The sequence below is a fragment of the Olivibacter sp. LS-1 genome (genome assembly GCF_008245145.1).
GTDB classification, from domain to species: domain Bacteria; phylum Bacteroidota; class Bacteroidia; order Sphingobacteriales; family Sphingobacteriaceae; genus Olivibacter; species Olivibacter oleidegradans.
Map to the genome: position 1 here is coordinate 4385205 of NZ_CP041643.1, position 21292 is coordinate 4406496.

A 21292-nucleotide genomic window follows, 5' to 3' on the forward strand; every position below is an offset into this window, starting at 1 on the left:
GGATACACCTTATCTGAAACCGGCTATTTTTTCAGGTGTTTTATGATTTTCTCCCGATCGTTCCCCACAGCTTTTATTGCATCTTCCACATCGGCACGGCTCACGCCCAGTTCTTTTACAAGGTAATCGATTTCGTAGCGTTCATCGCCCGCTACCTTGCTACGGTCTCTGCCGTCCCTTTTGCTTTTATCATCTGCCATAATATTCGTTTTTCCTTTTCTAACAAGTGCAAAGCAAAAGTGTTTAACTGAGCCGCTGAAATTAAACAAAAGCCCTATCCGTATTGTTCCGGAATATATGGCAGATCAACGATCGAAACGAAAATTGCCCGAACGCATCAGGCCTATGCTCTGCACTTTGGTAAAGGAGCCGGTAGACAGCGATGCCTATCTATATGAAATCAAATGGGACGGTTATCGCATCATCTCCTTTGTGGAAGATGGAACGGTGCGGATGGACTCGAGAGGTGGCCTCAACTATACTTCCAGGTATCCGCTGATTGAAAAAGCGCTCCGTAAACTGAAGCACAACGTCATCATCGATGGCGAGGTGGTGGTCTTCAATGACGACGGGAAACCTGACTTTGATGCCATACAGCTCTATAATGGAAAAAGTACGCCCATCAGCTATTGCGTGTTTGACCTGCTTTGGCTAGACGGAGAGGATCTGCGGCATTATCCGCTGGTCGAACGGAAGGAACTGCTGAAAAAGCTGATCAGCGGACACGAAGTGTTGCGCTTCAGCGAAAGTTTTGAGGACGGCCGGGCTTTATACCGAGAGGTGCTGAATATGAACCTGGAGGGCATAGTTGCCAAACGAAAGGACAGCGAATACCTGGAAGGCGACCGCAGTTATAACTGGCTGAAGATCCCGACACGGAAACGGCAGGAATTCGTTATAGGAGGTTGGGCGGAGTCCGACAAATCGCGCTCTTTCAAACACCTGCTCTTCGGTGCCTATGAAAAGGGTAAGTTCCGCTGGATCGGCCGCAGCGGCGGAGGTTATAAGCAGAAGGATATGCCCGGTATTCTGAAGAAACTGAAGGAACTGGAAATCGATGAATCGCCGTTCACCAATCAGGTACTGGATACCAAGGGAGCTAAAACCCATTGGGTAGAACCGCAATTGGTGGCCAACTTTGAATTCGCTACCTGGACGAAATCGGGTCGCATCCGTAAACCTGCCACCTTCCTGGGCTTCCGTTATGATAAAAGGCCCGATCAGGTAGTACGGGAGGTGCCGGAATCTGCCGAATCGGTAGAGGTGATTGCCGAAAAAGTGGAAACGCTCCCTGCCGATGGCAAGGGTTCCCCACCGGATGGAAAAAAGGTTTATCTCAATGAAAGCAGCAACTGGCAACGGGTGGACGAATCGATAGAGGGCAGGGAAGTTTCGGACTTCCCGATGAAACATTGCACGGTGAAACTGCACGATATCGGTCGGGAGCTCTGGAAAGGCGTGGCCAAGGGAGACCTGGTTTTATATTACAACAGGATTGCACCCTACATCTTACCTTACCTGAAAGACAGGCCACAGTCGCTCAATCTGAAGCTGACGCATGCCGGAGGCCCGACCACTTTTATCAAGGACATGGAAAACCGACAGCCTGATTGCGCAGCTATCTTTACCGATGAACGACGGGTGAAAAAGAAAGGAAAGCGCGACCGGATCGATTACCTGGTATGCAACAATCTGGAAACCCTGCTCTATATGGTGGATTGGGGATGCGTGGACATCAATCCATGGGCTTCGCGTGTGCAAAAGCCCGATGAGCCGGATTATATCTGGCTCGACCTGGACCCGACGGTTTCGGGCAGGAAGAAGGAAGATAAGGGTTTTGAAATGGCGGTTGAGGTGACGCTTGCGGTAAAGGAGGTATTGGATTCGCACGGTCTGAAAGGCTACGTGAAGACCTCGGGCAAAACCGGTATGCATATTTATATTCCCTGCAAAGGGTTCACTTTTACGCAGAGCCGTGCCATAGCCAATGCCCTGGCGGATGAGGTGCATGCGTTGGTTCCGGACAGCAGCACGCGCAGCGAAACGATCGATCACCGTAAAGGCAAAGTGTATGTTGATGCCAACCAGAATGATTATGCCGATACGCTGGCGGCACCTTATTCGGTACGCCCTTATCACCTGCCGGTTGTCAGTACGCCGCTCGATTGGAAAGAAGTGAAACGGGGCCTCGACCGCTATGCCTTTACCATGGAGACAATCCCTGAACGGCTGAAAAAGAAAGGCGATCTGTTCAGAGACCTGACAGATGTAAAAATCATAAACGGTAACCGGATAAAATTAAAATCCCTATTGTCCTGATAAGCAATAAGGTCCCAGGCATAGGTACCGGACCGGTGGTCATTTAGATTTGACCTGCTCTTCCAGATAGCTTGCGATTGCCTGCAAAAGCCCCGGCTTTAGTTCTTTTGACGTGTCGGCAGTCGGATCTACCAATATGGCCCGGTAATTCCGTTCTTCATCGGGCTCGAAATGCACCATGGTGCCGAATACTTCCACCTCGATCTTATGGGTATAGCCCATCCAGCGGATACGGCTTTCGAAACTATGTTCGGTATTCCGGTAATTTATGGTTATGAAAAAGGGTTCGTCCATCTGTTCTGTTTAATAATTCCAAGCCTTATATTTTTTCGACCCGCTTTTTTACATCAAGAAGGAGCTGCCTGATTTCCTGCAGGTCGGTTCCGGCTTCGGGCAGCTTATCGGTCTGGTGCTTTACATACTGCCAGATTTCCAGTACTTCCTCGACTCCTACGGTATAGGGCGCGTAATTTTTATTGAGCGAGCGGAGCAGTACGGTACCGTCCCGCTGCAGGGTAACCTGCTTGAACACGAAATCCCGTTCACCTTTGAGGATAACGATGCACAGGCTGTCGGGCTTCAGGGTTTTCCAGTCCTGCACATAACGGGCCACCACATCGCTCCCCTCGGGAACGGGCAGCATCGAATCGCCCGTAGTGGGGAACATCCGATAGGTACCCCCGGCCGGAAGGTTCGGCAGCGAAAATTTGGGCAGCGCCGCCAGAAACTCGGGATCGGCATGGCCCGCGGCATAGCCTGCCTTGGCCTTTACGGGTACATACTCCATGTTTTCCTTATTATCGGGCGTAACGGTAATGGAGAGTACGCGCAGGTTCTTCCCGTTGATATATTCCTTTGCCCCCGTTTCCAGCTTGCGCAGTTCGTATTCGCTCCAGCGGCCCAGGTCCTGCCGGAGCAGGTAATCAACGGGGATTCTGAAGAACTCGGACAACCGGATCAGGTCGACCAGCGGCGGATTTTCGGTCTGCCCGTTCTCCAGTGCGGTATATTTACTGCGTGTAAGGCCCAGCAGCTGCGCCAGGTGTTCCTGACTGTATTTTTTGCGGTTGCGGAGAAACCGGAGATTGCTTCTGAAAAAAACTTTTGCAGCTTCCATTTTGTATTGTTATTATTGATGACATTCATTTTGTCACCAATAATGACAAAGTTAAAAATAAAATCGGGATATGGAAACCTCGTTGAAGAAAAAATCAGTGGTGGAGGAGCTGCGGAAAATGATTCTGGCAGCGGAGGGTTTTTCCGCTCCGAACGGAAGCGATGAACTGCCCGGGGATCTGGGGCCGATGGAAAAGGCCTTCCCGATGGGCACCTTTCCGCTCGGGGCCATCCATGAATTTATCAGTAACAGTGCGGAGGAAGCGGCGGCATCCACCGGCTTCATCGCCTGCCTGATCGGCCGCCTGATGCAGCGGAAGGGTCCCTGCCTCTGGGTGAGCATCGGCAAGCGTTTGTTTCCGCCCTCCCTGCTGGGTTTCGGCATTGAGCCCCATCGGGTGATTTTCATCAACCTGCATGGGGAAAAGGATGCCCTCTGGGTGCTGGAGGAGGCGCTTAAGTGCCCTTCGCTCGCCGCTGTGGTAGGTGAAATCCGCGAACTGGACCTGACGGCCTCGCGCCGCCTACAGCTGGCCGTGGAGCAGAGCCGTGTTACGGGCTTTCTGCACCGCTATCGCCCGCGGCGCCTGAACAACCTGGCCTGCGTCTCGCGCTGGAACATACGCCCCTTGGGCAGCCTACAGGACGGACGCCTGCCGGGCATCGGTCACCCGCTGTGGGAAGTGCAGCTCGGGAAGATACGCAACGGAAGGCCCGGCACCTGGCACCTGTGCTGGAAGGCCGGTAACTTCCGGCACATTGCGCCCGATGCCCCCGTTAAAAAGAAAGTTTATACACATACCGGTACCTGATGAAAAGATATGTTGCGATAGCATTCCGTCATCTGCTCACGGATGACCTGGCCATCCACCGGCCGGAACTGCGCGGAAAGGCTTTTGTACTGGCCGCGCCCGAGCGGGGGCGCATGGTGATCCGGGCCCTGAGCCCCGGGGCAGCGGCGGAAGGCGTTACCGTGAATATGGTACTGGCCGATGCGCGCGCCCTTTATCCCGATCTGGAGGTCTTCGATTATGAGCCCCACCGTGCGGAAAAATTGCTGAAGCGTCTGGCCGAACAGTGCCTGCGCTATACGCCGATAGCGGGCATAAACCTGCCCGACGGACTGATACTGGACGCCGCCGGCTGCACCCACCTATGGAAAGGGGAAAGGCCCTATATGGAAGAGATTGCCGGGAAACTGAAAGGCGCGGGTTATGATGTGCTGATGGCCATGGCCGACACCATCGGAACGGCATGGGCCGTGGCCCGTTATGGAACGGATGGCGCTGTTGTTGCTCCCGGCGGGCAGCTGGCGGCCCTGATGCCCCTCCCTCCTGCCGCACTGCGTTTGGATCGGGCCATAACGGAACGCATGCAGAAGCTGGGCCTTACCCACATCGGTGATTTTATTGGCATGCCCCGTACGGTACTGCGCCGCCGTTTCGGAGAGCAGTTGCTCAACCGCATCGGCCAGGCACTGGGCACCTCTCCCGAACCGCTGGAACCGGTGCGGCCGCCGGCACCTTATGCGGAACGCCTGCCCTGCCTGGAGCCGGTACAGACGCGAAAGGCCATTGAAATGGCGCTGGAGACGTTGTTGGAAATGCTTACACGGAATCTGCTGAAGGACGGGATGGGGCTGCGGAAGGCGGTTTTCCGGTCTTTCCGTATAGATGGTAAGGTACAGCAGATCGGGATCGGCACCGGCCGCCCTTCGCGTGACCGGCATCATCTCTTCCGCCTGTTCGGCGAAAAGATCGGTACCATTGCCCCCGGTCTGGGCATCGAGCTTTTTATACTGGAAGCGCCCGTTGTGGAGGATCTCGATGCCCGACAGGAGAAGTTGTGGAACGATGGCGGTGCCTATGAAAGTACGGAGATCGGCAATCTGCTCGACCGGATCGCCACACGTGCCGGCCACGATGCCATCCGCCGCTATCTGCCGGATGAGCACCACTGGCCGGAGCGCTCCATCAGGCCTGCCACCTCTTATGACGAACAGCCGGCCATCCCCTGGCCTATCGGTGAGCCGCGCCCGATTTACCTTTTGCCCGAGCCGGAGCCTATCCGGGTATCGGCTCCCGTGCCGGATTACCCGCCCATGGTTTTTGTACACAAAGGGAAGAGGCATAAGGTAAAAAAGGCGGACGGGCCCGAGCGCATCGAAAGGGAGTGGTGGATCGAGACGGGTCCGCAGCGCGATTACTACCGTGTGGAAGATGAAGACGGCGCGCGCTACTGGCTCTTCCGATCAGGGCATTATGATGGCGAGGGCGAGCCGGAATGGTTCATCCATGGTTTTTTTGCTTAACGGTTTATGGATTATACGGAATTACAGGTCACTTCGAATTTCAGTTTCCTCCGCGGTGCCTCGCACCCCGAGGAACTGGTGGAACAGGCCGCGGCGCTCGGTTATGGGAGCATGGCCATAACCGACCACAACACCCTGGCGGGTATTGTGCGGGCACACACCGCTGCGAAAAAGCACGGTCTGCGTATCATCCCCGCCGCACGCCTCAATCTTGTGGACGGCCCTCCCCTGCTGGCCTACCCGACGGACAGGGATGCCTACGCCCGTCTCTCGGCACTGCTGACCGAAGGCAACCGGCGGACGGAAAAGGGGAAATGCGAGCTCTATAAGGCCGATGTATACCGCTATGCAGAAGGCATGATCTTTATTTCCCTGCCTCCCGTTGATCTTGATGACGAATTTGATTTCGGAGAGGATTTCAGAAGGGAGCTGCTGGAATATAAAAAGGCCTTCGGCCGGCAACTCTATGTGGCGGCCTCCTGGCTGTACAGGGGCAGCGACGCCAAAAGGCTCTACCGCATAGGGGAACTGGAAGCGGATTTCGGCATACCGATGGTGGCCACCAACGATGTGCATTTCCACAGCCCCGAGCGGCGGCAGCTGCAGGACATCGTGACCTGTGTGCGCGAAAAGAAAACGATCTACAATGCGGGTTACCTGCTTTACGGGAATGCGGAACGCTACCTGAAGCCCGCCGGGGAGATGGAACGCCTTTTTGGAAAATATCCGCAGGCCATCGAAAACACCCGGCGGATCGCGGAGGCCTGCCGCTTCAATCTCGACAGCCTGAAGTATGTGTACCCGAGGGAGATCATGCCGGACGGACGCACACCGCTGGAGGAACTGACCCGGCTGGCGTGGCAGGGAGCTTACGACTTTTTCGGTGATCCGCTGCCGGAAAAGGTTTCATCGGCCATTGAACACGAACTGAAATTCATTGCGGAGATGGATTATGCGCCCTACTTCCTGACGGTATATGACATTGTACGGGAGGCCCGCTCGCGCGGCATCCTCTGCCAGGGCCGCGGCTCGGCCGCCAACTCCACCATCTGTTTCTGCCTGGGCATCACGGCGGTGAACCCGACGAAGTTTGACCTGCTCTTCGAACGCTTTATCTCTTCGGCCCGGAACGAGCCGCCCGACATTGACGTGGATTTTGAACATGAACGACGGGAGGAGATCATCCAGTATATCTATGAAAAGTACGGACGCGACCGCGCGGGCATTGTGGCCACGGTGACGCAGCTCCGCCAGAAGGGTGCGGTACGGGATGTGGCGAAGGCCATGGGCATGTCGGTGGATGCCATCAACCGCCTGTCGAGCTCCATCTGGGAGTTTACCGACGAATGGTTTGAGGGCGATCGCATTTCGGAGCACGGCTTCAACCCGAAGGACCCTCACCTGGTAAAGGTGCTGGAACTGACGCACCGGTTTATGGGTTTTCCGCGCCAGCTGGGCCAGCATACGGGGGGCTTCGTGATCACGGACGGTAAACTGACCGACCTGTGTCCGGTGATCAACGCACGGATGGAGGACCGCACCAACATCGAATGGAACAAGGACGATATTGATGCACTGGGTTTCCTCAAGATCGATGTGCTGGCACTGGGCATGCTGACCTGCATCCGCAAGGCCTTTGATCTGGCGCGGGCACATCACGGGCTGGAGCTGACGCTGGCCACCGTACCGCAGGATGACCCCGAGGTGTACGATATGATCAGCGCGGCGGATACCATCGGGGTATTCCAGATCGAGAGCCGCGCGCAACAATCGATGCTGCCGCGCCTGCGACCGCGGAACTTTTATGATCTGGTGATCGAGGTGGCCATTGTACGGCCGGGTCCGATCCAGGGGGATATGGTACACCCCTATCTGCGCAGGCGCAACGGTGAGGAGGAGGTGGAATACCCCTCTCCCGAGCTGGAAGCGATTCTGGGCAAGACACTGGGCGTGCCCCTCTTTCAGGAACAGGCCATGAAAATCGCCATTGTGGCCGCGGGCTTCACCCCTGCCGAAGCGGATGAACTGCGGCGCAGCATGGCCACCTTTAAGGCAAAGGGTCTGGTGAGCCGGTTCGAACGGAAGCTGATCGACGGCATGGTATCACGGGGCTATAAAAAGGAATTTGCCGAAAGGGTGTTCCGCCAGCTGGAAGGTTTCGGAAGCTACGGCTTTCCCGAAAGCCATGCGGCCAGTTTCGCCCTCTTGGTCTACGTATCCTGCTGGCTGAAGCATCACTACCCCGACGTGTTCGCCGCGGCGCTGTTGAACAGCCAGCCCATGGGCTTTTACGCCCCCGCGCAGATTGTGCGCGACGCGCGGGAGCATGGCGTAACGGTGCGGCCCGTGGACGTCAACTTTTCCCATTGGGACAATACCCTGGAGGAGAAAACAGGCCCTTACTGCGCGCTGCGCCTGGGTTTCAGGCAGGTTAAGGGAATGAACCGGGAGGAAATGGAAGCGTTGGTACGGGCGCGGAAGATACCTTATACGCATATTCATTTCCTGCCGGATGCAGGGGTTTCCATCGCTTCGCTGGAGCGCCTGGCGGACGCCGACGCGTTCCGCTCGATGGGCATGGACCGCAGGCAGGCGCTCTGGGAGGTGTCGGCCCTCCATGACCGTCCCATGGGCATCTTTGAAGGGCAGCCTTCGGCGAGCACACCGGAAGAAAAGGTGCGGCTGCCGGCGATGTCAGAATCGGAACATGTGCTGCAGGATTACAGCTCGCTGGCACTTTCGCTGAAGGCGCATCCGGTGAGCTTTATCCGGCGGCAGCTTTATGAGCGGGGTATTCTGACCACGAAGGAACTGGACCGATGGCCCGATGGCACGCCCGTTCGGGTGGCCGGACTGGTACTGGTACGGCAGCGCCCGGGAACGGCGGGCGGTGTCTGTTTCATCACGATCGAGGACGAAACGGGCGTGGCCAACCTGGTGGCCTTTGCGAGCCTCTTTGAACGGTACCGGAAGGAAATCCTCTACTCGCAGCTGTTGATGGTAGAGGGTAAACTGCAGCGCGAGGGACAGGTTACCCATGTGGTGGCCAAAAGGCTCTACAACCTCTCCGGGCTGCTCACATTGCTCGGCCCGAAGGAAAGAAAGCAGGCTGAGCTGCGGACGCTCTCGCCCGCCGATGAAAAAGACGGCCATGTCTTCCCTGCCAAAAACAAAAGGACGCAGGTACGGGTTGATGCTCAACTGGAGCTGTTTCCGAAAGGACGGAATTTCAGGTAAATTTTAATTGAATGGAGATGCAGGGGAAACTGTTTGATGATAACCGGCAATTGGTACTGCCACGGGAACTGATGGACTATACGCCCGGCTTTCTGGAACGGCCGGAGGCGGATACGCTGCTTACTTTTTTATTGCATAATGTGCCCTGGCAGCAGACCAAAGTTAAGATGTACAATAAGGAGGTGGTAACGCCCAGATTGACGGCATGGTACGGAGACCGCCCCCTGCGGACGGATGACCGGCGCGAACCGATCCCCTGGCTGCCGGAACTGCAGGTGGTAAGGCAGCGCATAGAGGCCTTTACCGGTATGGCCTTTCAGGGCGTGCTGCTGAACCTCTACCGCGATGGAAATGATTCGGTGGCCTGGCATGCCGATAAGGATACGGTGCCCGGCCGCAAAACCGAAATAGCCTCCCTGAGCCTGGGAGCCGAACGGAACTTTGATTTCCGCAGGAAGGACGACCATGCAAATCGCTACTCCATCAAGCTGCAACACGGCTCCCTTCTGCTCATGAAAGGCGATCTGCAACTTCACTGGGAACATAGGATAGCAAAATCGAACGCGATCATGGGGCCGAGGATCAATCTGACGTTCCGAAAGGTAATCTTATAGGGATAAACTGTAGTAGCTTATTATTTAAGCCTTTACCTTAATGTGGCAGTCTATCCCTTAATAAGCCGTAAACCCACGTTCCGAATATAGCACTCAAAAGGCTTATTCCAATCACAAGAGCTCCGGTTCCTATTTGCGCAAACAATGGACCTGGGCAGGCTCCGGTGATTGCCCAACCAAATCCAAAGAGCAACCCGCCATACAACTGCCCACGATTGAATTTTTTTGCTTGAAATTCGATCGGCTCGCCACCCATTGTTTTGATATTAAACCTTTTAATTATGCCTATAGATATTATACCAACAACTACGGCACTTGCAATAATGCCGTACATGTGAAAGGATTGCAAACGGAACATTTCCTGTATACGAAACCAACTGATCGCTTCGGATTTCACGAATATAATCCCAAAAAAAATGCCCACTAACAGATATTTAAAATTTGGATACCAACGACGCCTTGAGTCGTTTTCAGTGACGTCCCTCCTATTTTGCTCTTCGTTATTATTTCTTTCAATTATCTTTAAATGCATGTTTATATTTATTAAAGTGTTAGGATAAGGGGGAGTATAAAATTAGCCATAATAAAACCGCCTGCCATAAAACTGATGGTTGCTACCAATGATGGCCATTGTAGATTAGATAGCCCCATAATAGCGTGTCCGCTGGTACATCCTCCTGCATAGCGGCTACCAAAACCTACGAGGAATCCGCCAAATATGAGGATAATGAAACCTCGCAGGGTGAAGAGACTTGACCAACTCATAAGATCATGAGGTATTAAGCTGCTGTAATCCGTAATGCCATAATCTGTGAGTTCTGATACCAACCGAGGATCTAACTTAATCGGATCGGCATCGGAAAGCTGGTTTTTAGCGATGAAGCCGCCCATAAGAATACCAACGACAAAAAACAAGTTCCACGACTCTCTTCTCCAGTTATATTTGAAGAAAGGGATATTGGCAGGTACGCATGCCGCGCAAATGTGCCGCAGTGAAGAGCTGATACCAAAGGATTTATTTCCGATAATTAACAGTATCGGAACCGTTAAGCCAATGAGTGGCCCGGCAATGTACCAGGGCCAAGGTTGTTTAATAAGTTCTAACATGTTTTATAAATTATAGTTAATTTGCGCTCTTGTACACTCCCAGCTACAAAACTGATTTTGTTATAACAGGCTCTTTGTTTTCCAACCATTCCTTCATCCCTCCTGTATAGTACTTTACATTATTGAATCCGTTTTTTATTAAAATTGAGTGAGCTATGGTAGCACGATCGCCAGACTGGCAATAAACGACTAAATGTTTATCTTTATCGATTTTGTTCAGATTGCTTGTCAAGGTGCCAACGAAAATATTATGGGAACCTTCTATATGTGCCTCACGGTATTCTGAAGCATTCCGCACATCTACTAACTGCACATCATTCCTGTTTAGGTAACTTTTGAATTCGGGCAGCGAGAGCACATCTGCTTTTTGCAGCTCAACACCCACATCACATATATCTGATATATAACCTAGTATGTTATCGAGGCCGATACGCATTAATTTTCGCGTCAAATCGCTCATTTGCTCGTCATCCGCTATCAGCATGAATTGTTCTTCATAGCTCAGCAGCCAACCCATCCACGTTGAAAATGAATTATTCGCCTGTATATTAATGCTTTGCAAAAGAAATCCCTTAGCAAAGAGGCGTTTATCCCTAGTATCAATAATTTGGATTCCTTGATCATAAGCGGCTTTGAACTGTTCTTTTGTTAATTTCGGATGCGGAGGAATAGCTGCCAACAACGGTCGCCTTTCCTTATTGAGACGCTTCATCATGGCAAAGTATCGTGGTGCCTCAGGTTGACCGGCCAATAAATAGTCCGCAAACTTTTCCTCATTTCCATATAATTGAAATGCCCAGTTCCTGATTTTTTCATAACCGACGGTGGAACTCGGTACCGACCCGAGCAACTTACCGCAAGCGGAACCGGCCCCATGTCCTGACCAGACCTGAACATAATCGGGAAGATCTGCAAATTTCCGAAGCGATTGGTATAACTGTTGAACACCCCGCTCCGTTGTACCGGAAAATCCGGCCGCCTTTTCTAAAAGATCAGGTCTACCAACATCGCCGACAAATATGAAATCGCCTGTGAAGATCATTACAGGTTGGTCACTTGCGGCATGATCTGTAAGTAGAAAGCTGATGCTTTCGGGTGTGTGCCCGGGTGTGTGTATCACGTCTAACGTAAGTTTACCGATACTAATTTTATCACCATCTTTTAGACCGGTGTGCGGAAACTCGTACTGCCAAGCGGCTCCTCCCTCATCAGACAGGTAAAGTTCTGCCCCTGTCACCGCAGCCAATTCGCGTGATCCGCAAAGAAAATCTGCGTGAATATGGGTTTCCGCAATGTGGGTTATCGTCAGGTTATTTTCCTCAGCAAGCGCTAAATAGGTATCGATGTCCCTCTTGGGGTCAAGCACAATAGCCTTCCCAATTGTTTGGCAGCCTATCAGATAGCTGCTCTGTGATAAACTCTTATCATAAATGTGTTGAAAAAACATGATATGTAATATTTAATGATCTGTTAAAGTTGTAAACTAATTTTTTATCGTACAGTTACTTTGGTTACACGACGCAAGTCAGTGCGCTACTTGAACAACAATTCTCTTAAAAGGATATAAATACCCATAATCAAAACAAACCAGCCAAAGGCAAACCGTAGCCTTCTTCCTTCAATTTTTTTTACCAACTTACTACCAACAAAAATGCCTAGAAAGGCCATCAAGGTGACCGATAGGAGGAAGCACCAATTGATGGCAATAAATGTTACTGAGAATAGAAATCCTGTTAAGGAGTTGATAGCAACGATTAACAGCGATGTCCCTATAGCTGTCTTTATAGGCGTTTTAAGGAAACCTATAAGTGCCGGAACTATAAGGAAACCACCTCCTGCTCCAACCAATCCTGTAACAAGTCCTACGAGCGCACCCAAGGATAGGATACGTAAATTACTGAATGGCTTTTGCCTGTTTACTTTTGGTTGGTCAGCTTCTTCCGATTTTTCGATCATGTTATAGGAGGCTATTACCATTAACACGGCAAAGATGGAAAGGAGAAGGGTGCTTCTCGTGACGGCTAAATTGCCAATTTCAAATACAGATTCCGGTATCGCCGGTACAATGACCCGTCTGCTAAAGAAAACTGCCAAGACGGAAGGGATACCGAAAATTAATGCAGTTTTAATATCCACCATATTTCCCCTAAAATAGGGAAATGTACCCGCGGCACTGCTTAAACCAACGATAAACAACGAATAGGTCGTAGCGGTTATAACGTCAATATGAAACAGATAAACTAATACCGGTACGGTAAGGATACTACCGCCGCTTCCGATCAGTCCCAGCGAGACACCTATTAAAATTGACGCAAAATAACCGATGAGGTCCATTTCTGTTTTATTAGATGGATCAAAGGTCCGTCAATTCAAAGATCTGTACAGCTACTTTTGTTACACAAGAACGATTTTATTTCTACCGAGCTTTACCGTACCATCGTCTTCGAGCTGTTTTAAAAGTCTGGAAACAACCACACGTGCGGTACCAAGTTCGTTCGCCAATTGCTCGTGCGTAATGCTCAGCATATTGTTTCCCGAAAGTTCTTTTTTTTTCCGTAATAGCGTTAGCAATCGTTCGTCAACTTTCTTAAACGCAATTGCGTTCACCATATCCAGTAATTCTTCAAAACGTTTGTGATAGAGGCGAAAAATGTAATCGAGCCACTGTGGGTATTCTCTAATGAACAATGAGACCTTTTCCATGGGCAGGAAGCGAATTTCGGCGTCTTCCTCCACTTCGGCCCTAACCTTACTCATTTCGTTGTGAAGTCCCCCTAAAAATGACATGATGCAACTTTCGCCGGCCTTGATGTAATATAGTAAAATCTCTCGTCCGTCTTCTTCTGTACGGATAACCTTTAATGTACCCTTTGTAACAATAGGGATTGAACGGATGTACGCATGTTCGCTTAAAATAACATGTCCTGCATTATAGGTCTTCTGTATGCTATTTGCATACAACATCTCTCTTAATTGGGGCGAAGACCTGAATTCTTCAATTTGATCCAGAACGTCCATATCGCAAATTTACATTTTAGGGGCATATAATTGCCCCCAAAATTGATTCCGCTTAAGAAACTTGTACCGTCTTTTTATTAGACGGGGATTTCGCTGTTTTTTTTAGTTCAATTTGTAAAATACCGTCCTGATACTTTGCTTTAATAGCATCTTCTGTCACATTTTCAGGCAAACTAAATACGCGCGTAAATTCTTCCTGATGAAATTCATGCCGCGTGTAATTTTCCTTCTCTTCTTTCTTTTCTGACTTATGTTCGGCACTAATGCTGATCATACCGTCTTCAATGGCAATCTTAAAATCATCTTTTTTATACCCGGGCGCAGCTAATGTTAATTCATAATAGTCCTTCGTATCGCGGATATTAACCGGCGGTAGAGAAGTTTTGCTAAAGATCGGTTTGCTAAAGAAGCCATCGGTGTTCCAGAAATCTTCCATCATTGACCTAAATGATGGGAAGTCAGTAGCTTTAACTAAGTTTGACATAATATTGAATTTAGAAATAATAACTAAGTTCCTCAAATGCTAAATAATTCTTAATGATTTAGGTTATTTGACATAATGAGATTGATCAGGTAAGCGGTTTCGGAAAAACCAGCATTGGCCATTTGGCCAACGAAGAAAATGAAACAGTGTCACTACCGAGAAACAATTTCTCAAAGAAGGTGCGCTGCTGATCTGTAAACATAACAAGTATAGAGGGGTTAAATTTGGCTAACTGTACAGCTAAATGCTTTACGAGAGGCTCCTCAAAATTGTACTTCTCTTGAAAAAATTGGACAGTATTGGGGGGCAGCTTAGAAATAATTTCTGTTGCAGAGGCTACTTTGTTATTGAGCTGATCTGAGGGAAGCGAAAAGTGAAGGATGTCTACTTTTAGCTTAAGGGTTTCCATACAAACCAACACCATGTTTAACTCGCTTTCGAAATTCGTTAAGTCGGAAGCATATAATACGTTTCGGAGTTTTCTTCTTCTATAATCAGGAGGTACAATGATGATAGGAACATGTGATTGTTTTATTAATATATTAGCCACACTTCCAAACAGTTTTCGATGCCATCCGGCCGCGCTTCGACCTATACAAATAAATGTAAATTGATGGAGCTGCGCATACTGGAGAATGTGCTGCGCAACGAACAGCGATTCTTGAACGTGATAATAAAGCTGTAGCTGCTGAAGATCTATGCTTCCGGCAACTTTGCGAATAAACCTTATCAATTTTATACGTTCATTTTGCAGTTCAGTGTTTTGAAATCCGTTATAAGATAGGTCATTCCAAGTAGGTCTCTCGTTGTGATAGGTATAAAAAAATGTTAATTCATATTGATAGTGCTCGGCAAGTTGCAAAGCAAAGCGTATTCCTCCTTTAGAATTAGATGATAAATCCGTTGTAACCAAGATTTTCATAATTTCAACTCCTTTGTTTTAACTAATTTATATAGCTTATAAACATCCCTCTTATGAAAGAGCTGTGTACCGCTATTTAACGTTGCCGCCGTACCACAAGCCACGCCAAATCTGGCTACCTCCGAAAAACTCTTCTTTTGCTGAAGCATCCATACCATTCCGGCCACCATACTATCTCCGGCCCCCACTGTACTTACTCGCTGCACAGGTGGTGCTTCGATTTCTTCGTATACACCATCCGCCAATAAGATAGCACCACGTTTACCCAGAGAAACCACCAACATCTTACACTGTCCTTTACCAATAATATCCTGACCGATGGCTTTAACCTCTTCTTCGTCAACATTTTCCTTATTTACCAAACTGGCAAGCTCGGACAAATTGGGCTTGAGCAAATAAGTTCCGGCTTCTAACGCAAGCTTTAAGGATTTGCCTGATGCATCAATCACCAATAAGGCATTGCTCTTTCTGGCAACTTCTGCAAGACGTAAATAGAAGTCGTCCGGCACGCCCTTAGGTGTGCTTCCACTTACTACCATAATGTCTGCCAGTGGGCTTAGCATAACAATTGTTGAAAAACAACGGTCGAATTCGGTGGAGCTGAGTTCATGTCCGGGCATCACGAATCGGTACTCGAGATTAGAAGCAGTTTCAACGACCGTTAGGTTCTCGCGTGTATTGCTGGCCACTTTAATGGCTGTATGTGGTATATCTTTATCGGCTAAAATCTCTTCGAAATATCGACCGTTCTCTCCGCCGGAAGGAAAAATAGCATAACTTAAACCTCCCAGTTCTTTGATGGCTTTACTAACGTTAATTCCTCCGCCTCCTACTTCAAGGCTCTCCTGAACGCAACGCATCTTTTTTTCCGGTGTCATCTTCTCGACAGAAACACACCGATCAATCGCCGGATTCATTGTTATTGTAATAATCACCGTTTTAAAATTTTATAGTCGACTAATTCTGCAACTATAGTTAATAACTATATAAACAAGCAGCAGTGAAATGAATCACAGTATATGCCTCATAGGCTTTCAATCAAATGTCATTAATCATCATAGCCTGGATAATCGGCTAATTTAACCGTCAGATCATTCTCCACTTTGGAGATACCGGGTGCGGCCCATGCAGCATCTACTGCATCTCCCATTTCAGCCAATGAACGTACGGTGCCTCGTAAGATCGCCCGATCTTTATCGATTTCGATTTGAATATTACGTGCATCAATATTTGCATGTCGCTGAAAAGCCGCCGCAATTTGTTGTTCAACATCCTTAGCTGTAGCTCTTGGTTTGATGTTGATTAAATTGATAACCGATCGGACACCCTTTAAGTTCTCCATTGCCTTTTTAGCTTCATTGCGTTGATACTCCCATTCTACCTGTCCTTCTAGTTTGACCACTCCTTCCTCTACTTTAATTTGAATGTGCTGATCAGCAAGGCTAGCTTGTGATTTAATGGCCTGCACCGCTGCTTGCGCTATTTCTGTATCCGTATGCATTGTTCCGGCAAAGAACACTACCTCAATATCCTCAGCTAAGGCTGTTACTCCCTGAACTCTGCGGGCTGCCCGTTCCGCAGCCATTTTTTTTGAATAGGTACTTACCGTGCCTGACAAGGTAACAACCCCACCTTTCACAGTTACACCAATTTCTGACGCATCGAGTATGGGTTCCCATTTTAACTCATCGATTACATCTTGTTGAATTTCTACATCACTTTTCATAGTAAACAGATTAATAGCGACCTGCTATACAGGTGGCTTTGTTAAAAATTATTGTTTTGTTTCAGTCGGTTTTATTAAAGAACAGGAATGGTAGTATACAGAGCCATTTCTTTTGATACACTTCTATGTAGGAAGCTTTCACCCAGAGCATGTTGTTTTTTAATCAACAAGATCAGTTGTACCTCCTGTTCTCTTGCGAATTTTAGAATTCCTTGTCTTTCAGATTTACTATCCACATAGAAATACGTTGCCTTGAGATTATCCAGTAACGCGTGTAGAGCATACTGCTGTGTTATCATATGCGGATCATAATACTCTTCTTCTCGATAATCAACATTCACAACGAGCAATTCGGCTCCCAATTTGTTTGTGAGTCCTTTAATTATATTAACCGGTATTGTTGCGGTAACTTCCTTAAAATCGCAAGCTAATGCCATTCGCTTTATGGGTTTAAACGAAATCGAAGCAGGGATTACTAAAAGGGGAGTATCGCATGTAGCACAAAGTCTGGCGGTACTACTACCTAATAAAAGTCTGCTTAACCTTGATTTACCGGTCCGTCCCACCACGATCAGATCAATGGCTTCCCGGGCCTGGATCCGATTGATCCCTTCGATTAAGTTCCAGTGATCAATTTCGCAAGCAATCTCAATAGATGGATCGATAGCCAGTAAACATAATTTGATTTCCGTTAATTTATGTGCAGCCTCATCTACAGTGGATTCATTAATGGCGTCAGGTAGTTGCGCGATATCGAAATAGCCATGCAATGCATCCGAACTATGATAAAGAATTATCCTGGAAGCTCCTACCTGTGAAGCAAAAGCGGTAGCGTATTTAGCTGCATCCAGCGCCGGCTCGGAAAAGTCGATCGCTACAAGAAAAGTTCTCATAAAGCCAATTTTTAACGTTCGGTAACTATGTTTCGGGCTTTTGCAAAAAGATAAATACGAAAAACACCCGCCAATATAAAGCCAACACCTGTTAATGCCATCAAATCCGTCATTTCTATCGAATTGTTCCTCAACAGTAGTTGCAACACGAAACCAATTGATATAATTGCTACCATCACGAGCCACCAGTTAACGGGTTTCCTTCTCCATATGCTAACTGTATTCTGAATGATTATAATCAGTTTAACCAATAACATACCGCCCATAAAAGGTGGTAAAAGAACCATCAATAGCCAGGGATTAAAGAACACATAACCGGCAATTGCAATGTCCAGAACACCGCCCAATACGAACGAAGGCCGGTCGGGAATCATCTTACGACTGAACAGTGAAAAAGATATCTCAAAAACGCCGGCTGTTAAAGCCAGGATGATAAAAACGATAGAAATATATCTATAGGAGATTATCGGACTCAAAAAGACCCATACGCCAAGCCCGATAAGTACTAAGCCGGCTGCCAGTAATAGCCAGGCGTAATATCGTTTATTTGTTAATGTTGTACGGATTGACATGATCTTAAGGATTAGCGTATTTCTTAAGAGACTTTTCCATTAGAAGGTTTTTTATTGCTCTTATATGATTCTTTCAATACATCTTGAAGTAAGTATAGGTAACCCAGTTCAATTTTATTCCGATGACCGTAGGCCGAGACTATTTTATTGGCAGAACTGAAAATTGCTTCAGCTAACTTTTGATCAATGAACGATGGGTGATCGTCTACAAAACTACTAAACCGTTTGAAGGCGGATGAAGCTGTTGGCCTGCTATCGAATAGCCAATCAAACACCGCCTGAATCTGATAAGCGGCATCATAACCGTACTCGTCCAAAGAGGGTTCAAAATCGAGCCACGCTTCCTGTACCAGGCCTTTAACGGCCTCTACCTCCTTATCCGTTATATCGCGGTCACAGTAGGTAAGGCTATAAAAGAGAAAGGCCAGGTTCTCATAAAATTTTGTCCAAAGTTGAGGTGTGCGTATCATGTTTTCTATTGTTTAGTATAAAGTTATTTATAGAAAAGAAATCTTACTATGATCGAAAACAGGGCTGGTCATGATAGGAATCATCCTCATTTTGCCCATACCATTTTGCTTCCGCTTTCGCTATGTATTCGATTCCTTGCAACAAGGCGTCTGCTGTGAAAGAGATACTGTTGATGCCCTTTCGGACTAAAAAATCTGAAAATTCAGGATAGTCACTCGGTGCCTGACCGCAAAGCCCCACCTTACGGTTATGGGCTCGCGCAGTTTTAATCAATTGCTCTAGCAGGCTTAGCACTGCCATGTCCTTTTCGTTAAATAGATTACTTACATCTGCGGAATCGCGATCAACACCCAAAGTTAGCTGCGTTAAATCATTAGAACCGATCGAAAAGCCATCGAATACGGAAGCGAATCCTTCGGCCAAAATGATATTAGAAGGAATCTCAGCCATCACATAAATTTCGAGTTGCTTTTCGCCCTGCACAAGTCCATAACCTCTCATTATCTCTAGCACTTTTTTACCTTCATCTACCGTCCGGCAAAATGGGATCATCACTTTTACGTTATCGAGCCCCATTTCTACTCGTACGCGTTTTACGGCTTGACATTCAAGGCCAAACGCCTCCTTATATTTTGGATGATAATAGCGGGAAGCTCCACGAAAGCCAAGCATGGGATTTTCTTCTTTAGGCTCAAATTCTTCTCCACCGATCAATTTAGCATATTCATTACTTTTAAAATCGCTCATTCTTACAATAACATCTTTTGGATAAAAGGCGGCTGCAACCATAGCGATGGCTTCAGAAAGTTTATTAATAAAATATTTTCGCTTGTCGGGAAAGTGCTTTGTTAGTGAATCGATTTTATGTTTCACGTTCTTATCTGCAAGTTCATCATATTTTATTAGTGCAATTGGATGGATTTGGATGCTGTTATTGATGATAAATTCCATCCGTAAGAGACCAACCCCTTCGTTGGGATATCGGCTAAGGTCAAGCGCTCTGTCTGGATCGGCCAGTATCAACATGGGAGCCGTTCGAGTTTTAGTTAAGTGTTCCAAGCTGGTTTCCTTAACTTCCCAACGGAGACGACCGTCGTAAATATATCCGCTATCACCTTGCGCACAGTCTACCGTTATCAATTGTCCGTCTTTTAGTATTTCAGTCGCATTGTGCGCACCCACTACGGCCGTGATACCTAATTCCCGGGCCACAATGGAAGCATGACTGGTTCGACCTCCTTTATTCGTAACAATGCTAATCGCTTTTTTTAAGAGCACATTCCAGTCCGGGTTAGTTATATCCGACACAATAATATCGCCTTGTTTAACTTTGTCCGCATCAGCTAACGAATGGACCAAACAAACACGTCCACTGACAATTGCCTTTCCTACCGCCCTTCCCGAACATAGAGGAACCGCTCTTTCCTGTAACTTATAGGTAGTAAGCGTCACTTCTTTCTTACGCCCGTGAACGGTTTCGGGGCGTGCCTGTACGATAAATAGCTCATTGGTTTCGCCATCTTTAGCCCATTCAATATCCATAGGCATGCCATAGTGCTGCTCAATCAGATAACACCAATGTGCAAGTTTCATGGCTTCGTCTTCATCTAAAACAAATCGCTCTCTTAAATCTATTGGTGTTTTTATGTTTACGGTTGATGTGTTCATTGCTGCCTCTTCTTGCAATACCAACATATTTTCTTTATCTCCCAATTTAGTTTGAATAAGGCTATGCAATTGGTGTGCTATGGCAGGTTTGAAAAAATAAAACTCGTCCGGACTCACCGCTCCCTGCACTACATTTTCTCCCAAGCCCCAAGACCCGGTTAAATAAATGATATTTTCATGGCCGGTTTCCGGATCGACTGTAAAAGCTACCCCAGCGGCCCCGCGATCACTTCGTACCATTATTTGAACGCCAATACTGAGGAAGACTTGCATATGATCAAAATTGTGATCCAAACGATATTTAATGGCACGATCATTAAATAAGGAGATATAGCATCGATGACAGGCGGTCAAGAGTTCGTGCTCTCCCCTAACATTCAAAAAAGAATCGTGCTGACCTGCAAAACTGGCTTCTGGAAGATCCTCTGAAGTTGCACTACTCCTTACGACAACCGTTACGGGATCGTTAGCCTTCCCAACGAGTTCTTGATATGCAGCCAATACCGTTTGTTTCCATTTGTTCGGCAATATGGCATGTTTTATTAAATTCCGACACTCCTCTCCCACCCTTTGCAGGTTCGTAAGTCCTTCAGAATCCAGCGTTTTTAGTGCCATTTCCAGCTTCTCTTCCAGCTGGTTAAACTTCAAAAAATACCGATAGGCATTGGCAACAATTGCAAAACCGGCAGGAACTTGCACGCCGAGGTTTTGTAGTTGATTAATCATCTCTCCTAACGACGCGTTTTTACCTCCCACCAGAGCTGCATCACTTGCACGGAGTTTAGAAAATGGGATAACATATTGATTGGCTTCCATGGTTACTTAATTAGTTTT

At 48.0% G+C, this 21292-nt stretch carries 21 protein-coding genes; 5 read left to right on the forward strand and 16 right to left on the reverse strand.

The window, feature by feature from the left end; all coding sequences use genetic code 11:
• Positions 1–23: 23 nt before the first annotated feature.
• Positions 24–200 carry a DUF3606 domain-containing protein gene (locus tag FKG96_RS18105; protein ID WP_149105777.1) on the reverse strand — a complete coding sequence of 59 codons (177 nt, stop codon included), beginning with the start codon at positions 198–200 and terminating at the stop codon, positions 24–26.
• A gap of 97 nt (positions 201–297) precedes the next feature.
• On the opposite strand from FKG96_RS18105, the gene ligD reads away from it, so the two are divergent.
• A complete protein-coding gene (gene ligD, locus FKG96_RS18110; RefSeq protein WP_149105778.1) occupies positions 298–2319 on the forward strand; it encodes a DNA ligase D in 2022 nt (673 codons plus the stop codon).
• A 39-nt stretch (positions 2320–2358) separates the two neighbouring features.
• Here ligD and FKG96_RS18115 read toward each other — a convergent pair whose 3' ends face one another.
• Both FKG96_RS18115 and FKG96_RS18120 read right to left on the reverse strand, forming a co-directional pair.
• On the reverse strand, positions 2359–2613 hold the full coding sequence (locus FKG96_RS18115) for a hypothetical protein (protein WP_130855483.1): 255 nt from the start codon (positions 2611–2613) through the stop codon (positions 2359–2361).
• Between the two features lie 25 nt (positions 2614–2638).
• Complete coding sequence (locus tag FKG96_RS18120; RefSeq protein WP_149105779.1) at positions 2639–3436, reverse strand: LexA family transcriptional regulator; 798 nt, start codon at positions 3434–3436, stop codon at positions 2639–2641.
• A gap of 70 nt (positions 3437–3506) precedes the next feature.
• On the opposite strand from FKG96_RS18120, the gene FKG96_RS18125 reads away from it, so the two are divergent.
• The 4 genes from FKG96_RS18125 to FKG96_RS18140 are packed head-to-tail and all read left to right on the forward strand — an operon-like array spanning position 3507 to position 9597.
• Positions 3507–4247, forward strand: a complete 741-nt coding sequence (locus FKG96_RS18125; protein ID WP_149105780.1) for an ImuA family protein — start codon at positions 3507–3509, stop codon at positions 4245–4247.
• A complete protein-coding gene (locus FKG96_RS18130) occupies positions 4247–5746 on the forward strand; it encodes a DNA polymerase Y family protein (protein WP_149105781.1) in 1500 nt (499 codons plus the stop codon). Before FKG96_RS18125 ends, FKG96_RS18130 begins: the two co-directional genes overlap by 1 nt.
• A 6-nt stretch (positions 5747–5752) precedes the next feature.
• A complete protein-coding gene (locus tag FKG96_RS18135; protein ID WP_149105782.1) occupies positions 5753–8983 on the forward strand; it encodes an error-prone DNA polymerase in 3231 nt (1076 codons plus the stop codon).
• A gap of 11 nt (positions 8984–8994) precedes the next feature.
• A complete protein-coding gene (locus FKG96_RS18140) occupies positions 8995–9597 on the forward strand; it encodes an alpha-ketoglutarate-dependent dioxygenase AlkB (RefSeq protein WP_210421316.1) in 603 nt (200 codons plus the stop codon).
• Between the two features lie 37 nt (positions 9598–9634).
• Here FKG96_RS18140 and FKG96_RS18145 read toward each other — a convergent pair whose 3' ends face one another.
• From FKG96_RS18145 to ppsA, 13 genes are all read right to left on the reverse strand, one after another.
• On the reverse strand, positions 9635–10129 hold the full coding sequence (locus FKG96_RS18145) for a DUF6691 family protein (RefSeq protein WP_130855477.1): 495 nt from the start codon (positions 10127–10129) through the stop codon (positions 9635–9637).
• 11 nt (positions 10130–10140) lie between these two features.
• The gene (locus tag FKG96_RS18150; RefSeq protein ID WP_149105783.1) at positions 10141–10704 is read right to left on the reverse strand and encodes a YeeE/YedE family protein; all 564 of its coding nucleotides are present in this window, start codon (positions 10702–10704) and stop codon (positions 10141–10143) included.
• A gap of 43 nt (positions 10705–10747) precedes the next feature.
• Complete coding sequence (locus FKG96_RS18155) at positions 10748–12151, reverse strand: rhodanese-like domain-containing protein (protein ID WP_149105784.1); 1404 nt, start codon at positions 12149–12151, stop codon at positions 10748–10750.
• A gap of 86 nt (positions 12152–12237) precedes the next feature.
• Entirely contained in the window at positions 12238–13038 is an 801-nt protein-coding gene (locus FKG96_RS18160; RefSeq protein ID WP_149105785.1) for a sulfite exporter TauE/SafE family protein, read from the reverse strand.
• Between the two features lie 60 nt (positions 13039–13098).
• Positions 13099–13722 carry a Crp/Fnr family transcriptional regulator gene (locus FKG96_RS18165; RefSeq protein ID WP_149105786.1) on the reverse strand — a complete coding sequence of 208 codons (624 nt, stop codon included), beginning with the start codon at positions 13720–13722 and terminating at the stop codon, positions 13099–13101.
• Positions 13723–13774: 52 nt separating this feature from the next.
• A complete protein-coding gene (locus FKG96_RS18170) occupies positions 13775–14206 on the reverse strand; it encodes an Hsp20/alpha crystallin family protein (protein WP_130855472.1) in 432 nt (143 codons plus the stop codon).
• Between the two features lie 85 nt (positions 14207–14291).
• On the reverse strand, positions 14292–15128 hold the full coding sequence (locus FKG96_RS18175) for a universal stress protein (RefSeq protein WP_149105787.1): 837 nt from the start codon (positions 15126–15128) through the stop codon (positions 14292–14294).
• Positions 15125–16063: a 1-phosphofructokinase family hexose kinase gene (locus tag FKG96_RS18180; protein WP_149105788.1), complete on the reverse strand. Its 939-nt coding sequence runs from the start codon at positions 16061–16063 to the stop codon at positions 15125–15127. The genes FKG96_RS18175 and FKG96_RS18180 overlap by 4 nt, the downstream gene beginning before the upstream one ends.
• A 113-nt stretch (positions 16064–16176) precedes the next feature.
• Complete coding sequence (locus tag FKG96_RS18185) at positions 16177–16854, reverse strand: BON domain-containing protein (RefSeq protein WP_149105789.1); 678 nt, start codon at positions 16852–16854, stop codon at positions 16177–16179.
• Positions 16855–16928: 74 nt separating this feature from the next.
• Positions 16929–17747: a universal stress protein gene (locus tag FKG96_RS18190; RefSeq protein WP_149105790.1), complete on the reverse strand. Its 819-nt coding sequence runs from the start codon at positions 17745–17747 to the stop codon at positions 16929–16931.
• A gap of 11 nt (positions 17748–17758) precedes the next feature.
• Positions 17759–18319, reverse strand: coding sequence for an HdeD family acid-resistance protein (locus tag FKG96_RS18195; protein WP_149105791.1), 561 nt, complete (start codon positions 18317–18319; stop codon positions 17759–17761).
• Between the two features lie 23 nt (positions 18320–18342).
• A complete protein-coding gene (locus FKG96_RS18200) occupies positions 18343–18789 on the reverse strand; it encodes a hypothetical protein (protein WP_130855466.1) in 447 nt (148 codons plus the stop codon).
• Positions 18790–18835: 46 nt separating this feature from the next.
• A complete protein-coding gene (gene ppsA, locus FKG96_RS18205; RefSeq protein ID WP_149105792.1) occupies positions 18836–21274 on the reverse strand; it encodes a phosphoenolpyruvate synthase in 2439 nt (812 codons plus the stop codon).
• Positions 21275–21292: the final 18 nt, after the last annotated feature.

Coding starts and splice junctions, on each gene's coding strand:
- FKG96_RS18105 (WP_149105777.1), bottom strand. CDS start 200: ATGGCAGATGATAAAAGCAAAAGGGACGGCAGAGACCGTAGCAAGGTA.
- FKG96_RS18190 (WP_149105790.1), bottom strand. CDS start 17,747: ATGAGAACTTTTCTTGTAGCGATCGACTTTTCCGAGCCGGCGCTGGAT.
- FKG96_RS18145 (WP_130855477.1), bottom strand. CDS start 10,129: ATGCATTTAAAGATAATTGAAAGAAATAATAACGAAGAGCAAAATAGG.
- FKG96_RS18115 (WP_130855483.1), bottom strand. CDS start 2,613: ATGGACGAACCCTTTTTCATAACCATAAATTACCGGAATACCGAACAT.
- ligD (WP_149105778.1), top strand. CDS start 298: ATGGCAGATCAACGATCGAAACGAAAATTGCCCGAACGCATCAGGCCT.
- FKG96_RS18155 (WP_149105784.1), bottom strand. CDS start 12,151: ATGTTTTTTCAACACATTTATGATAAGAGTTTATCACAGAGCAGCTAT.
- FKG96_RS18185 (WP_149105789.1), bottom strand. CDS start 16,854: ATGAAAAGTGATGTAGAAATTCAACAAGATGTAATCGATGAGTTAAAA.
- FKG96_RS18160 (WP_149105785.1), bottom strand. CDS start 13,038: ATGGACCTCATCGGTTATTTTGCGTCAATTTTAATAGGTGTCTCGCTG.
- FKG96_RS18165 (WP_149105786.1), bottom strand. CDS start 13,722: ATGGACGTTCTGGATCAAATTGAAGAATTCAGGTCTTCGCCCCAATTA.
- FKG96_RS18175 (WP_149105787.1), bottom strand. CDS start 15,128: ATGAAAATCTTGGTTACAACGGATTTATCATCTAATTCTAAAGGAGGA.
- FKG96_RS18125 (WP_149105780.1), top strand. CDS start 3,507: ATGGAAACCTCGTTGAAGAAAAAATCAGTGGTGGAGGAGCTGCGGAAA.
- FKG96_RS18140 (WP_210421316.1), top strand. CDS start 8,995: ATGGAGATGCAGGGGAAACTGTTTGATGATAACCGGCAATTGGTACTG.
- FKG96_RS18120 (WP_149105779.1), bottom strand. CDS start 3,436: ATGGAAGCTGCAAAAGTTTTTTTCAGAAGCAATCTCCGGTTTCTCCGC.
- FKG96_RS18130 (WP_149105781.1), top strand. CDS start 4,247: ATGAAAAGATATGTTGCGATAGCATTCCGTCATCTGCTCACGGATGAC.
- FKG96_RS18135 (WP_149105782.1), top strand. CDS start 5,753: ATGGATTATACGGAATTACAGGTCACTTCGAATTTCAGTTTCCTCCGC.
- FKG96_RS18150 (WP_149105783.1), bottom strand. CDS start 10,704: ATGTTAGAACTTATTAAACAACCTTGGCCCTGGTACATTGCCGGGCCA.
- FKG96_RS18200 (WP_130855466.1), bottom strand. CDS start 18,789: ATGATACGCACACCTCAACTTTGGACAAAATTTTATGAGAACCTGGCC.
- FKG96_RS18170 (WP_130855472.1), bottom strand. CDS start 14,206: ATGTCAAACTTAGTTAAAGCTACTGACTTCCCATCATTTAGGTCAATG.
- ppsA (WP_149105792.1), bottom strand. CDS start 21,274: ATGGAAGCCAATCAATATGTTATCCCATTTTCTAAACTCCGTGCAAGT.
- FKG96_RS18195 (WP_149105791.1), bottom strand. CDS start 18,319: ATGTCAATCCGTACAACATTAACAAATAAACGATATTACGCCTGGCTA.